Origin of the sequence: Reichenbachiella ulvae, assembly GCF_025833875.1 — a bacterium.
GTDB classification, from domain to species: Bacteria; Bacteroidota; Bacteroidia; order Cytophagales; family Cyclobacteriaceae; genus Reichenbachiella; species Reichenbachiella ulvae.
Window position 1 is genome coordinate 1,048,180 of the sequence record NZ_JAOYOD010000001.1, and the last position, 14,446, is coordinate 1,062,625.

Below are 14,446 nucleotides of genomic sequence, written 5' to 3' on the forward strand. Positions count from 1 at the left end.
AATTTAAAAGTACAAAAGCTGCTCTTTAATTCAGCTAAATGTAAGACTCAAATGTGAATTTTAGGAGAATGAATAAACTGCTTAGGAGATTCTCCTAAGCAGAGTTGGATTCCTTCAATAACAAATTGTCTGATTTTATTAAATGGTGTTTTTGACCCTAAGTCCTGACCTTATCGGGAGGGAAGGAGTTATCCTTACAGACTCCAACCGATGGTGGTTTGAATCACATAATCAGAATCATCTACACCTTCTGAACTTGGCATGTTGTCGTAGTTGATGGTGTAACCAAACCCGATATAAAAATCTCGTGGTAAGTCTAACTTCACATCCAACTTATAGTTGACACGGTGTCTTCCTTGCTCGGAAAGGCCTGGGTAATATTTGATGTCACTGACGATGCTGATGTCATTGAGATTGAAAGCATTGTACTCGGCTGATAAATAACCCTCCGTACTGGTGTTGTTGTCGCCCAGGCTCGTGTCCATCAGCTGCTCATTGTTGATGGCAGCACCGGCAGATACGTTGAGGTACATCTTGTTGCTCTTAATAGGGTAGTAACCCAAACCAAGTGTGTAGGTAGATCGCAAATCCAGCCCCAACTCATCAGATGTCAGGTAATCTGCTCCAAAGATTCCAAACCATGATTTGGCAAAGAATATTCTGAAGTTACCGCCATAGTTGTTTCTTTTGGACTCGGCACGTACCGAATCGTTGGCGTCTATGGCACTTTGTACGAAGTTGAAGTAGATGTCAGGGTTGATACGGGTAGATAGGTATGAGGCATTCCCCCTAAGAGTAAATTGATTGTTATTTCCTGCCTTGGAGTGGGTGTAGCCTCCATCTATAGAGATACTCATTTTGTCCCAAAAGCCCTGGCTGACCGAATTCAGATATACTACTTCATTGAGAGCTACAGTTTTGCTTTCGCCGGTTTTTTCATCCTTGATAGTTGCAGACTTGGCTTTGATATTGATCGTGCCATCTATTTTGCTACCATCCTTTAAATTGATGATATAGACACTGGCTGAAGTGAGGTCGACCACATTCTCCCATTCGATTTCAAAATCAGAGGAAGAGTAATCGGTTTCGATGGTTAGGACACTTTTGTCCATACCTTTTATTTCTCCTACTATATCATCTCCATTGCTTAGGACTACAGTATCCTGTGCAAAAATTAAGGACGGAAGTGATAAAAATACAAAGACGAGAACAAGGGAGGTAGTTTTCATATCAGTTTAGGGATTTCAGTTAATAATTAAACAGACTCAAGGTAAGAATAATGCTCAAAGTATCCTAGAGCAACTATTTCAATTGTCAATTCTTTACAAAAAATAACATTGAGTTAACGGTCTTGCACGGATATGAACAAAAAAAGCCCGCTCATTTCACATGAGCGGGCCTTCAATTTTGGAAGTTTTTTACTGTTACACTTCTGCAAATTCGGTCATGTAGTCATCGAAAGAACAAAGCTTGTCGGCTATGTTTTTGCCATCTTTGAGATCGATGATACGGTTGGCCACTGTCTGCACGAACTCATGGTCATGTGAGGTAAACAGCACCGTGCCTGGGAAATCTCTCAACGCATTGTTAAGCGCCTGAATAGATTCCAGATCGAGGTGGTTAGTCGGTTCGTCTAGGATCAAAAGGTTACCCTCGTTCAGCATCATCTTGGAAAGCATACACCTCACTTTTTCACCTCCAGATAGCACGTTACACTTCTTGAACGTCTCCTCTCCGGAAAATAGCATCTTGCCCAGGAAGCCTCTGATAAATACCTCATCCTTTTCTCCTTCAGAGTATTGTCTCAACCAGTCAATCAGGTTTTCGTCAGATTGAAAGAAAGCCTCGTTTTCGTTAGGTAAATATGAAGTAGTGATGGTCTGGCCAAACTTATAAGTTCCGCTGTCTGCCTCTACTTCACCCATCAGTGTCTTAAACAACTGTGTAATGGCGGTGCTGTCTTTGGCGAGGAAAGCGATTTTGTCTCCCTTGTTTACGAAGAAGTCCAAATTTTCGAAATAGGTCTTGCTACCAGACTTTTTGGTCAGCTCTTTCACTTCCAGGATTTGGTCACCTGCTTCGCGTTTTTGAGTGAAGATCACAGCAGGATACCTTCTCGACGAAGGCTGAATGTCCTCGATATTGATTTTGTCCAATAGTTTCTTTCTGGCGGTCGCTTGTTTAGACTTAGCAGCATTGGCGCTGAATCGAGCGATGAACTCCTGCAGTTCTTTCTTTTTCTCTTCCGCCTTTTTGTTCATAGAACTGCGCTGGTTCAGAGCTAACTGGCTCGACTGGTACCAGAAGGAATAGTTACCCGTAAATACCTTGATGGCAGAGAAATCAATGTCTGCAATGTGTGTACATACCGTATCCAAAAAGTGTCTGTCGTGAGATACTACGATCACAGTGTTTTTAAATTCCAAAAGGAAATCTTCTAACCAGCTGATGGTCTGCAGATCCAGGTCGTTAGTAGGCTCATCGAGGATCAGTAGGTCTGGGTTGCCAAATAGTGCTTGCGCCAAAAGCACACGTACTTTCAAACTACCCGGCAATTCTTTTAGCTGCTGGTAGTGTTTCTCTTCACTGATACCCAAACCGCTCAATAGGCTGGCAGCATCTGGCTCAGCGTTCCAGCCGTCCATCTCTGCAAACTTCTCTTCTAGTTCAGAGGTTCTGATCCCGTCTGCTTCGCTAAAGTCTGGCTTGGCATACAGGGCGTCTTTTTCCTGCATGATGGCCCATAGCTCAGTATGCCCGCGCATCACAGTATTGATAACCGTCTCTTCATCGAACTCAAAGTGGTTCTGCTTCAGCACAGCCATACGCTTGCCTGGATCCAGCACCACATTGCCCGAGTTAGGAGTGATCTCTCCCGATAAAATCTTCAAAAAAGTAGATTTGCCCGCTCCGTTGGCACCAATTACCCCATAGCAATTGCCATGTGTGAACTTGATGTTTACCTCGTCGAAAAGGATTCTTTTACCGAACTGAAGGGAAACATTATTTGCTGAAATCATAGACGCTTGTTTTAATAAGGGCGCAAAGGTAGAAGAATTAGATGCTAGATGCTAGTTTTTAGATTTAAGATTCAAAGTTGAAGGTTTAATGCCTAAGAGTGAAGAGGGCTTTGTACTGGGTAGATGGGATTGAATTAAAGCACATCGAATACTTAAAGTCTGGCATCTAGCTACTAAATACTAGTATCTAGTACTAATATTGCGAAATGAAAGTAGCAGTCATAGGAGGGGGAGCCGCGGGATTCTTTGCGGCATTGTCTTGCAAAACGCATCATCCGGATGCATCTGTAGATATCATAGAGGCTAGTAACAAGACCCTGTCCAAGGTAAAGGTTTCAGGCGGGGGACGCTGCAATGTGACCAATGCCTGCGAATCCAGAGCCGACTTCCTGAGACACTACCCGAGAGGGAGTAAGCAATTGAAAAAGACCTTTGCGCATTTCGATCGGGTGGGGACCATCGATTGGTTTGCACAGAGAGGAGTGAGCTTGAAAACCGAGCCTGATGGTCGGATGTTTCCTGTGACCAACGATTCACAGACCATCATCGACTGTTTGCGCAATGAGTCCCAAAAATTGGGAGTTCAAATACTCCAGAAACAAAGACTAGAGAATCTGAAGCCTGATAATAACGGATTCATGATCAGCATTCAAGGTGAGGAGAGCGCCTATGACCGGGTGATAGTCTCCACTGGCGGGAGCCCTAAATCGAGTGGTTACGATTGGCTCAGGGAATTAGGCCATGCGATAGTGGAGCCGGTTCCTTCGCTTTTCACTTTTAACATCCCGACGGAGAAAAAGCTCATCGCCCTATCGGGTACTGCGGTACCCAAGGCTACTGTCAAGATCCAGGGAAGCAAACTGGTGGAACAAGGACCGCTGCTGATTACGCACTGGGGTTTGAGTGGTCCCGCTGTGCTGAAGCTATCGGCCTGGGGAGCGCGCCAACTGGCAGAGATGGACTATCAATTCAGCGCACTGGTCAACTGGACTGCCTATGACAATGAAAATCAGGCCCGAGAGCAGCTACAGTCAGAGCTGCCTAACATAGAGAAGAAACAGATCTCCAATATCAATCCCTTCGACCTGCCGAAGCGACTCTGGGCCTATTTGCTTGACAGAGTAGAAATAGACCCCAACAAGCGCTGGAACGAGCTCGGTAAGAAAGACAAGAATCGCCTGATCAACGTGGTGTGCAACGACAGCTACGAGATCAGTGGCAAGACTACCTTCAAAGAGGAGTTTGTGACCTGCGGGGGCGTAGACCTGGCAGAGGTAGACTTCAATACCATGGCCAGCCGTCAGGTACCCGGTTTATACTTTGCAGGCGAGGTGCTCAATATAGATGGCATCACCGGTGGTTTCAATTTTCAAGCCGCCTGGAGTACCGGTTTCGTAGCTGGGCGCTTAGGGTAGGAGTTTAGGTAGGGAGCATTAAAATTTCTGAATACAATTTCCCCTTGAGGCGGCCAGGGGATGGCACTTACATTTCTCTTCATTGCAGTTGTAACTTTTGGCGTTACAGTTGGGGCTGGGGCCGTTACAGTTGCATTTTTTACCGTTACAGTTGGAACTTTAGGCATTACATTTCCATTTTTCAGTGTTGCAGTTGGAACTTTTGCCGTTACAGTTGGAGGTTCGGGCGTTACAGTTGGAACTTTTACCATTGCAGTTGGAGGTTTGGGCGTTGCATTTGGAACTTTTGCCTTTACAGTTGAAGCCAGGGGTGTTTAGTGCTGCAATCAGTTGACTACATTTGGACGAATCCTGATTGAAGTTGATCGACGGATAGTTGGCTGTGGGTTTAGTAATCATCTCATCCATTGGGATGTATGCTTTGGATAGATTAGTATTGGCTTTACTAAGTAGATTTGGGGCCTGATTTCTGCAGCAATTCGAGAATGGGAAAACATTTTTTAAACGTTTATAAACACTTACAATCGGGTAAAAGCACACTATTCATAAGGTAAATTGCAGATATCCGGTTGGCATTAATATACTACTCATGAAAAATATCTGGATTTCCATTTTAATCATACTGTTGTCAATCGGTATGACTGAATCATATGGTCAAGTCCCCATTAATACAATCATAAATGATATAGAGTACTTAAAATTTGAATTGAATGATGGTCTCGGCAATACAAAGCAGCCAATCGCTAACGGGTCATACTATCTTCTCTTAGATGATGAAATTCATGAACTAACATTGGGAAGCAGAATACAATTGAATCATAGGCAAGTTCGATATCAATCTGTAGATGCCCGATCTATAGATCTTTTTTGGCTATTGTTTGAGTTCAGAGATGACCATAATGTCTGTTTCATATTGTGCAAAAGGACAGCAGGAAAATATATTGTATCAGATAAAATATTTACTAAAGCCATTGCTGGAATTAGACGAAACGGAATTTTCATCAGTTGTGAATTTGAACAAGAAGAAGATGATCAGGTTTTTGCACTATATACATTTGAAGGTAATATTGCTGAACCTCAATACTTTAACCAAATACAGAAAGCCTGGAAAGCTGATATCCAGACTGGAAAAATATCTGAAGTAGAAGCCGATAAAGTAAGATGCTTGAACTCTTATTACTGGGACTACATGCATGATGATGAAACTATTCCAAAATGGTATTATTCAGGTATCGTTGGAGTAATTAATGACCCTGATGGTTATACGAATGTAAGAAGTAGACCGAATTCAAATTCTAAAATTGTATATAGGATTGAAGAGGGTGTTGAATTCAAATTTTGGAGAGATGAAAATTATGACTGGTGGAAAGTGCATTTAAGACCTGATGGCGAAAAAACCTTGATAAATGGATTTATGCACAAATCAAGAATTATTGAAAAATAATACTAGTACCAACAACACCTATGAATGAATTGGGGGTCTGACAAGATATTTTGCGGGGAGTGGAAATTTTGCCACATTTCCACTCTGTCGCATTCCCAATTGAGGCTGGAAACCATGATTGAGATTCCTATTCGTCTGGCAGGCGGGTGTAATGCTCACATCTAAAGCACGGAATGCCATTTTATATCCCAGAACTATCCGATTGGGAATTCTAGTCTCATGAGAAGATGGTCATCTTCCTCTGCTCTGTCGAAGTGACGATGGTTTCTTAAGACGCCCTGCCTTAGACTTCTCGGTCACCTTGTATGGATTAACCAGTTCCATATGCTGACCCATGGTAACCGACCCTCACCAAATGTGGCCCAATCCCATCATATCCATCATTCGCTGAAATTCGGATTGAGGCTTTGCGGTGATGCGTACAGTCTCCTTAGTTCGAAAATGCTTGAACTCGAGAGAGGTCGCATGCAGTAGCATGGTGTTCATTTGCCAGCGTTCGAGGAAAAGCTTGTTTTGTTTGTTGCAGCCATGTGGTCTGTCACCTATGATAGGATGAAATATGTGAGCAAAATGTTTTCTGAGTTGGTGCATTCGACCCGTTTCGGGTATGGCTTTGACCAGCGAATATCGCGAGGTAGCATGCTTGCCAAAAGGAACCTCTATCTCCAGTCCTGGCTAGCGTCTCATAGTGGGTGATGGCGTCTTGGGTTTTTCCTTTGTCGTTGGTCAAGGCATAGTCTATGCAGCCTTGGTCATCGGTATAGCCCCTTACCAAAGTCAAGTACTCCTTGCTGATCTCTTGTGCTTCGAACTGCACTCTAATATGGTGCAGCGCTTCCTCATTCAAGGCAAAAAGTAAAACGCCCCCTGTCTTTCTGTCCAGTCGATGTGGGGGGTAGACATGTCGATCCAGCTGGTTTCTAAGCTCTTGCAGAGCAAATCTATCAGTGTTAGCGGCCATTTTGCTCCGATGTACCAGCAGCCCATGGGGCTTGTTGATCGCCACAAAGTCTTCGTCTTGATAGACTATCTCCAGAAGTTCATTGTTTTCTAACATCGAAGTGCGAAGGTAGTACTTTGGTCATATTCATCCTTTGGTCTACTTCCATTCTCTTTTTAAATTCTCTATTTTTAGTACTAAACTACCCTTACCTGTATGATTCGATTTAAACCTGTCCTCTTTCCTTTGTGTCTCGTTATGTTTCCCTTTGTGTCACTGGCTCAGATTCTCAATATCAACACCCTGGATGTGACGACTGATTACTCCGACTACTTTTCTGGTGGTTAGATTGTTAGTGAAATGGGGATAGATATAGATTTAGGTACAGGTGCGTTCTACGAACATGAGAAATGGGAGACCTTTGATGCTGTCAGTGAAGTCGTCAGCATTAGCATGGTGAAGTCCTCCAATTATTTTAAAAGTAATTTGTACCTAAGTGAAACAACCACTTTATCGTTCATCAGTTTTTATCAGGTCGGCTATGATCAGGCCATTTCCGACTTTAGGCATAGGATGAGTGCTGATTTGTTTATGCAATTTGAGATTACCAAGCATTTTTCATTTTTGGTGGCTGGCTCAGTACATTATGAGGATAAACCCATCATTGACATTAACAAGACGGTTTATAGTATTAGCAACGGGCTGAACTTTTCGTTCTAAAAAGAAAGAGCCAATCACAAACATGATTGGCTCTTTCTATATTGAAGCTTTTTCTGATTACTCAGCCATGACTTCCTTTACAATTTGCTCCAATTGCTCAGGACCTTCTAAAGGCTTTCGTACATATTTCTTAACGTCTATTTTCAATTCGTCTGTTTCGTATTCCAGGTGAGAGGATACGATGATGATTTTTGGTTTGCTTTCCAAAGTAGATATGGTCTCATATCCATCGAGATAAGGCATTTCAATATCAAGGAACAAAATATCTGGCTTCAATTTGGAAACCCCTACAGCACCGTCGATTGCACTGCTAAAAGTCCCTACCAAATCAATGCATTCCACTCTCTCGGCCAGCTTTTTGAATATCTCCAAATACACCAGGTCGTCATCGATCGCAATACACTTGTATTTCTCCATTATTCTTAATTGATCTAGTAATGTTCTAAAGTAAGGCCAATTCTAACCAAAAAATTGCATCTAAAGAAGCAAGCCTTTTAAAAACTCCGAAAAAATAGTTTAATCATTCATAAGAAGATGCTTTTAGACATCATTTTTAATATAACTCTGGATGAGTGTGAATGAAGTTAATAAATCCCTAAATTGCATGTCGAAATAGTAGAGAAACACCGATTTTAATATAAAATTTCTAATTAGCGGTCATATGAACAAAATTCTAACAGAAGTAAAGGAGAGACTGGGTAAACCATATCACGATTTTGAGTTTTTGCTCGAGTGTCTAAAAGATATTTTGGAACAAAATGGAGAAGGAGAGATAGCAAAGGATATTCCTTTTATTAACGACTTCCCATTTAAATCAGGAGAGGAAATGACCGCCAAGCACATCCAGCTCTATTCATTGGTATTCCAATTGGTGAATATGGTTGAGGTCAATGGTGCCGTTCAGAATCGAAGAAGAATCGAAAATGAGGAGTATGAAGCCGTTCATGGCTTGTTTGCCAACAACCTTAAGAATTTATTGGACAGTGAAGTCAGCGAAGCGGATATCTTGAAGCAATTGCCGAGCACTGTGGTCGAGCCAGTTTTGACTGCTCACCCTACTGAAGCCAAAAGAGCAACAGTATTAGATCATCACAGAGATCTATACCTCTTGCTCGTCAACAGAGAAAATAAAATGTATTCAGACAATGAAAAGCTGAATATTAGACACAATATCAAACTCGCTTTATACAGAATTTGGAAGACTGGTGAGATCTATTTGGAGAAGCCAGATGTTCAGTCTGAATTGAGAAACATTTTGCACTATATGGTGAATGTGTTTCCTGAGGTGATTCCTGTATTAGACAGAAGATTGATCCAGGCTTGGTCGTCTGTAGGTCTTAGCAAAAAGTCATTGTTGGAGAATCACAGTTTTCCAAAAATCACATTTGGTAACTGGGTAGGAGGAGATAGAGATGGTCACCCATTGGTAACCGAATCAGTTACTTCAGAAACCCTTCAAAGCCTGAGGTTGAATGCTTTCGTGGTAATGAATAGAAAGTTGACCAATCTGGTAAAGCATTTGAGTTTTACGCATCAGGTCAACGAATGCAGTGCAGAGTTCAAAACCAGAATTGATCAGATGATCAATGATTTAGGTGATAGAGGGTTTGAAGCCTTTGATAGAAACAAAGGGGAGTGCTTTAGACAATTTGCGAACTTGGTGATTGCCAAGATGCCAATCAATCTGGAACGTGGACATGCTACCGAATTGACTGAAGAGCCAGGTAGATATGTGTATGCCCAAAATATGCTGGAGGACCTAAATCTACTGAAGAAGGAATTGTTAGCCTTTGGAGCAGTGTCAATCGCCTACGATGACGTGAACCTGGCGGTTCGTAGTTTGGAAACATTTGGGTTCCATTTGGCCAAACTAGATGTAAGACAAAATTCTGCCTTCCATGATAAGGCCATCGAGCAGCTCTTAGAAGCAGCACAAGTAGAGGATCGTAATTTCTCTGAGTGGTCTGAAGAGAAAAGAGTAGCGTTCCTAAGTAACGAATTGAAATCAAGCAGACCATTTACGCATCAAAATGCAGATCTCGGTCCAAATGCTTCTGCAGTAATCTCATGTTATAGAGTGGTTGAGGAGCATATCAATAAGTATGGTACTGAGGGGATCGGGTCTTTTATCGTGAGTATGACTCGTTCAGTTTCTGATTTGCTTGCCGTTTATTTATTAGCTCGAGAGGCCGGCATAGTTATTAATACTGAAGAGGGATTGGTTTGTAGAGTTCCTGTCGTGCCTCTGTTGGAAACTATTGAGGATCTTCAAAATGGACCAGGTATTTTAGAAGGATTCCTTAAACACGAATTCACAGTTAGAAGCTTAGAATATCTAAGAAAAGAAAAAGGATTAGAAAAAGCCAGTCAACAAGTGATGGTTGGCTATAGCGATAGCAACAAAGATGGTGGAATCATTGCCAGTCAATGGAATCTGTACAAAGCTCAGTACCTTTTGGTTGAATTAGCTGATAAGCATGAGGTGGATTTGGTATTCTTCCATGGTAAAGGAGGATCTATCAGTAGAGGTTCTGGACCTACTCATTACTTCATTAAAGCTCTTCCTTATGGTTCTATTAAGAATAACATTCGTTTGACAGAGCAAGGCGAAACCATTGCACAAAAATATGAGAACAAGGTAAACGCGGAATACAACCTCGAATTATTGGTAGCCAATTCCTTGTCAAAAAGTCTTGTAGACAAGAAGCAGGAGCGTAAGTATCATCCGTTGGCCAGTATCATGGATAGTTTGGCAGCTAAAAGCAAGGAACATTACGAAGCTTTGACTCATGAAGAAGGGTTTGTACAGTATTTCCGAACTGCAACACCTATCGATGCGATTGAAACGAGTAAAATTGGTTCGCGTCCAGCTAAGAGGACAGGGGCCAATACATTGGAGGATTTGAGAGCTATTCCTTGGGTTTTTTCATGGAGCCAATCGCGTTATCATATGACTAGCTGGTATGGCGTGGGTACTGCTTTTACCAATCTAAAAGAGAGTAGCCCTGCTGACTATGAGGCCTTCAAAAAAGCCATTGCCAATGACACTTTTATCAGATATGTCTTAACCAATGTGGATACTTCACTAGCAGCTACTGATGAGCAAATCATGAAGGAATACGGTGATCTGGTAGAGGATAAAGCTTTAAGAGAGAAGTTTTTAAATCTTTTCTTAACGGAATTGAAATTGACAAGAGATGTTTTGTTTGACCTATTAGGTGAAGGAATAGAAGAACGTCGTAAGAATCACTACTACTCTAATTTCTTGAGAGCTCCATTGATGAAGCATCTGCACGAGAAGCAGATTCAACTGCTGAAAAAATGGAGAAAACAAAAAGAAGAGGGTAAAACCGAAGAAGCTTCTGGAACTCAAATCGAGTTGATGCTGACCATCAATGCGATAGCAAGTGCGATGAGAAATACAGGTTGATAGGTTTTCAATCTATTGAATTAAAAAAGGGAGATCATGCGAATGATCTCCCTTTTTTTGTCTTTTAGGTTGATTGACAGGTGAAGATTAGCTCTTGCCTTAGCTAAAGTTGCTGATATACGTTTTGCACTGTTCTTCACGACCAATGAACATAATACTATGCCCCTTTAAGACAAGCCAAGAATTATCTTCTTTGCTGAACTTCAATTTTAATTTTTTGCTGGTATCGCTGTTTTTGTTAAAAAGAGTTTTAAACATGGCTATTATCTTTTGATCATATGTAAATATAGAAGTTAAATTCAAATAATCAAAACAAATATTGGATATGTGCAATAAAATTGATTTTTGGATCGAATAATTCTTAAAAATATTGGATAAGTTCAATTAAATTTAGGTTTGGAGAAAATAGAATATGATGGGACCGGATAAATACAATTGGTAAGAAAGATTATAAAATGAGTGCTTGAAGTAGTAATATTTAGATGTATAAGGGTTTAGATTATATCGGAATATTTACTAGAAATATTCGATTAGTACAAATTAGCGAGATTGTCCAATCGGTCAGTTTAGGATTTAATCCATAGAAGAATACCCGTTGTTAGTCGAAAATATTCGAGGTTTTATCAAATAATCTTTGTTAAAGCATATATATTAGGCAAATTGTATTAGTCTCGATTGAGATTGGAATTTATTAGAAATTTAATAAAATGAAATTCCCTAATCTTAGTATTTTCGCAAACTGAGAGCGAGGATAAAATTAATAGAGGGGATTAATCCATTATATGAAAAAAGTGAGGCCAATTGTATTTTTAGTCGTAGGGGTATTCATGACTATCGTTTCTCAGGCTCAGGAAATTTCCGAAGATGAGGCTAGATCACTTTTGGAGAAAACTGAATACAACAAAAAAAGAGGGAATTTAGAAGGGGCTTTAGGGTATGGTTTGCTTGGTCTGGATCAGGCTGAGGCACTTAATAATGACGACCTCATTTTTGAATTCAAATCTCTTCTTGGGGACATCTACTTGTCAAAAAAGGATTATAAAAAGGCAATCAATAATTTTCTTGGGATAGTACTAGCATCCAAGCGCACAGGCAATCAAAATAATCTTGCACAAGGATATTTCTATTTAGCCAATACCTATTCAAGTATGGGAGCTTACAATAAGGCGAGCGACTATTATTATCAGGTTTCTGTAATTTATGACAAGACTGGCTATAAGCAGGGTAAGGCCAATGCGATTGAAGCCCTGGGTAAAAATTATGTCACTTCAAATCAAACAGAGAAGGCTATTGATACCTATGAAAGGCTTTTGAATATTGCCGTTAATGATAAATTGTATTCCTACGTAGGAAAGGCAAATGAACAACTTTTCAATCAATATATGATTTTAGGTAATACTAAGAACGCCATTAAGTATGGGGTTTTGTATTATGAGAGGATCAAGGATAGAGGAAACCCTCGGCAGATTGCTGAAGCTGCTGATTTGCTTTCTGGGCAGTATATAGAACTAGGAGATGATCGAAATGCCCTAAAATATGCAAACATCGCCGTTCAAAAGAATCAAAATAAGATTGAATATTTAGGTAATCAAGCAGTTGCATACGCGATGAATGATGACTTTGTGAAATCAATGACCACCTTTGATGAGGCCATCCAGAAAAGTGAAAAGTTAAGACGTACCATGGACGTGGCAAAGTTTCAAAATAAGAAGGCAGAAATCGCAGTGGATTTCGGAGAATACAAGGTGGCTACAGATGCACTGTCTATTGCAGAAAACATTGCTGTCAATAAAAATTCAAAGGAGACTCTTTTGCATTCCTACAAAGTATATACGGACATGTACAAGAAAAGAGGATTGGATAGTCAATATGAAGAATACAATAAACTTTACAAAGCTGTAAAGTTGCAAGTTGGAGATTCAGATCCATATCCGTCAAAAGTTTCGATGGCACGTGAAAACTTAGCAGAGAGTTATGAGCAGGAGGCCAGAGCAGAAATTTCAAGTGAAGAAAACCAGCGTTTAGCTAAGGAAAGAGAAAGGCTTAGATCCGAGCAAAAGCTAAAAGAACTTCAGCTAGTAGAGCAAAGAAGTAAATTGCAAGAGGCAGAGTTGCAGCAGATTGAGCTGGAAGCTCAGAAGGCAAAACAAGAAATGATGTTGCTGGAGCAGGCTGCAAAGGCAAAATTAAACGAAGAGCAATTGGAAAGGCTTCAGTTGGAGGCTGAGATGACTCGACTAGCAGAAGCTGAAAGACAAAAGGAATTAGACATTCTCCAGAAGGAAAGAGAGATCCTACGTCAACAAAAGGAATTTGAAACTAAGCAAGCGGAGCAAGCTAAGGTATTACAATACATAGTTATTATCGGGTCGATAGTGATATTGACCATTCTGGCTGTGGCTTTCTATCGTACCTATAATACAGGTAAGACCATTCAGGAACAAAACAAAAACCTGGCTGAACAGCAAAAAACAATCTTGAATCGAAATATTCAATTGAAGAAAAGCTCAGAGGCTATGTTGGCCATGAACAACAAGTTGAAAAAGGCTCATGTCAATTTGAAAGTTTTGTTGAAGAAGGAACAGGAAACCAGAGAAGAACTGGAGAAAGCCAATAAAGAAATTAAGAACACACAAGTACATTTGGTTCAAGCAGAGAAGATGTCTTCTTTAGGTTTGTTGACCGCTGGTATTGCTCATGAAATCAACAACCCGATCAACTTCGTATCTAGTGGTGCTCAGTCTTTGCTTCAGAATTTCAATGAAATTAAGAGCTATATAGAGAATTATCAAAAGGTATTGGCGCTAGAGGATTTTGATGATATTAAGAAGTATCGTGCTGTATTACAGGAAGATGAAGAGAGCCTGAATGAAATTCAGGATGCTAGTGAAGAGTTATTAGCTGACGTTAACTATGGTATTTCCAGAATTACAGAAATTGTTAATGGCTTGAGATCCTTTAGTAGACATGATGAAGCGGAAGTGAAGGATGCGGATATCAATGAAAGCTTCTCTTCTGCTTTATTGATTTTGAAGAATAAGTATAAAAACAAGGCGGAGATTGTCATGGACTTAGATGAAAGCATCCCACAAATTCAGTGCTTTCCGGGTCAGTTAAATCAAGTCTTTGTGAATTTGGTAAATAATGCATTGGATGCAATGGAGGATGAAGGAACCATTACCATAGCAACCAAAAATATTGATAAGAACAAAATTGAAATTAGAATTTCAGATACTGGATCAGGTATTCCTGATGAGGTAAAAGAGAAAATATTCGATCCTTTCTTCACAACAAAAGATATAGGAAAGGGCACGGGGTTAGGGCTTTCAATTTCACATGGTATTATAGAAAAACATAATGGTAGCATCGAAGTGGAAAGCGAAATGGGAGTAGGCACAACCTTTATTATTAAATTGCCGAAAAAGTTAGAATTAGACGAGAAAGTTTTAGAAAACCAATTGAGCTAGGGTAGATAGA

The 14,446-nt window shown here is 40.5% G+C and carries 11 protein-coding genes; 7 read left to right on the top strand and 4 right to left on the bottom strand.

The genetic code is table 11. The features are described 5' to 3' along the window. Nucleotides 1-194 precede the first annotated feature (194 nt). Nucleotides 195-1,229, bottom strand: a complete 1,035-nt coding sequence (locus tag N7U62_RS04010; RefSeq protein ID WP_264136594.1) for a DUF481 domain-containing protein — start codon at nucleotides 1,227-1,229, stop codon at nucleotides 195-197. Nucleotides 1,230-1,424: 195 nt separating this feature from the next. Then, complete coding sequence (locus N7U62_RS04015; RefSeq protein WP_264136595.1) at nucleotides 1,425-3,020, bottom strand: ABC-F family ATP-binding cassette domain-containing protein; 1,596 nt, start codon at nucleotides 3,018-3,020, stop codon at nucleotides 1,425-1,427. 206 nt (nucleotides 3,021-3,226) lie between these two features. On the opposite strand from N7U62_RS04015, the gene N7U62_RS04020 reads away from it, so the two are divergent. From N7U62_RS04020 to N7U62_RS04030, 3 genes are all read left to right on the top strand, one after another. Beyond that, a complete protein-coding gene (locus tag N7U62_RS04020) occupies nucleotides 3,227-4,435 on the top strand; it encodes a BaiN/RdsA family NAD(P)/FAD-dependent oxidoreductase (RefSeq protein WP_264136596.1) in 1,209 nt (402 codons plus the stop codon). Nucleotides 4,436-4,495: 60 nt separating this feature from the next. After that, the gene (locus N7U62_RS04025; RefSeq protein WP_264136597.1) at nucleotides 4,496-4,753 is read left to right on the top strand and encodes a hypothetical protein; all 258 of its coding nucleotides are present in this window, start codon (nucleotides 4,496-4,498) and stop codon (nucleotides 4,751-4,753) included. A gap of 271 nt (nucleotides 4,754-5,024) precedes the next feature. Then, a complete protein-coding gene (locus tag N7U62_RS04030; protein WP_264136598.1) occupies nucleotides 5,025-5,879 on the top strand; it encodes an SH3 domain-containing protein in 855 nt (284 codons plus the stop codon). 538 nt (nucleotides 5,880-6,417) lie between these two features. On the opposite strand, the gene N7U62_RS04035 is transcribed toward N7U62_RS04030, so the two are convergent. Then, a complete protein-coding gene (locus N7U62_RS04035; RefSeq protein WP_318840627.1) occupies nucleotides 6,418-6,936 on the bottom strand; it encodes a pseudouridine synthase in 519 nt (172 codons plus the stop codon). Between the two features lie 99 nt (nucleotides 6,937-7,035). Between N7U62_RS04035 and N7U62_RS04040 the strand changes: the two genes are divergently transcribed. Together N7U62_RS04040 and N7U62_RS04045 are read left to right on the top strand one after the other, a co-directional pair. Beyond that, nucleotides 7,036-7,167: a hypothetical protein gene (locus N7U62_RS04040; RefSeq protein ID WP_264136599.1), complete on the top strand. Its 132-nt coding sequence runs from the start codon at nucleotides 7,036-7,038 to the stop codon at nucleotides 7,165-7,167. Nucleotides 7,168-7,179: 12 nt separating this feature from the next. Next, nucleotides 7,180-7,539, top strand: a complete 360-nt coding sequence (locus N7U62_RS04045; protein ID WP_264136600.1) for a hypothetical protein — start codon at nucleotides 7,180-7,182, stop codon at nucleotides 7,537-7,539. A gap of 57 nt (nucleotides 7,540-7,596) precedes the next feature. Here N7U62_RS04045 and N7U62_RS04050 read toward each other — a convergent pair whose 3' ends face one another. Beyond that, on the bottom strand, nucleotides 7,597-7,956 hold the full coding sequence (locus N7U62_RS04050; protein ID WP_264136601.1) for a LytR/AlgR family response regulator transcription factor: 360 nt from the start codon (nucleotides 7,954-7,956) through the stop codon (nucleotides 7,597-7,599). A gap of 244 nt (nucleotides 7,957-8,200) precedes the next feature. Here N7U62_RS04050 and N7U62_RS04055 point away from each other — a divergent pair, with 244 nt between their 5' ends. Continuing rightward, nucleotides 8,201-10,969, top strand: coding sequence for a phosphoenolpyruvate carboxylase (locus N7U62_RS04055; RefSeq protein WP_264136602.1), 2,769 nt, complete (start codon nucleotides 8,201-8,203; stop codon nucleotides 10,967-10,969). A 782-nt stretch (nucleotides 10,970-11,751) separates the two neighbouring features. Then, nucleotides 11,752-14,436 carry an ATP-binding protein gene (locus N7U62_RS04060; protein WP_264136603.1) on the top strand — a complete coding sequence of 895 codons (2,685 nt, stop codon included), beginning with the start codon at nucleotides 11,752-11,754 and terminating at the stop codon, nucleotides 14,434-14,436. Nucleotides 14,437-14,446 lie beyond the last annotated feature (10 nt).

Bases quoted from the DNA above. Each gene is read 5' to 3' on its own strand.
- N7U62_RS04050 (WP_264136601.1), bottom strand. From the start codon at position 7,956: ATGGAGAAATACAAGTGTATTGCGATCGATGACGACCTGGTGTATTTG.
- N7U62_RS04040 (WP_264136599.1), top strand. From the start codon at position 7,036: ATGATTCGATTTAAACCTGTCCTCTTTCCTTTGTGTCTCGTTATGTTT.
- N7U62_RS04015 (WP_264136595.1), bottom strand. From the start codon at position 3,020: ATGATTTCAGCAAATAATGTTTCCCTTCAGTTCGGTAAAAGAATCCTT.
- N7U62_RS04060 (WP_264136603.1), top strand. From the start codon at position 11,752: ATGAAAAAAGTGAGGCCAATTGTATTTTTAGTCGTAGGGGTATTCATG.
- N7U62_RS04010 (WP_264136594.1), bottom strand. From the start codon at position 1,229: ATGAAAACTACCTCCCTTGTTCTCGTCTTTGTATTTTTATCACTTCCG.
- N7U62_RS04055 (WP_264136602.1), top strand. From the start codon at position 8,201: ATGAACAAAATTCTAACAGAAGTAAAGGAGAGACTGGGTAAACCATAT.
- N7U62_RS04035 (WP_318840627.1), bottom strand. From the start codon at position 6,936: ATGTTAGAAAACAATGAACTTCTGGAGATAGTCTATCAAGACGAAGAC.
- N7U62_RS04020 (WP_264136596.1), top strand. From the start codon at position 3,227: ATGAAAGTAGCAGTCATAGGAGGGGGAGCCGCGGGATTCTTTGCGGCA.
- N7U62_RS04025 (WP_264136597.1), top strand. From the start codon at position 4,496: ATGGCACTTACATTTCTCTTCATTGCAGTTGTAACTTTTGGCGTTACA.
- N7U62_RS04030 (WP_264136598.1), top strand. From the start codon at position 5,025: ATGAAAAATATCTGGATTTCCATTTTAATCATACTGTTGTCAATCGGT.
- N7U62_RS04045 (WP_264136600.1), top strand. From the start codon at position 7,180: ATGGGGATAGATATAGATTTAGGTACAGGTGCGTTCTACGAACATGAG.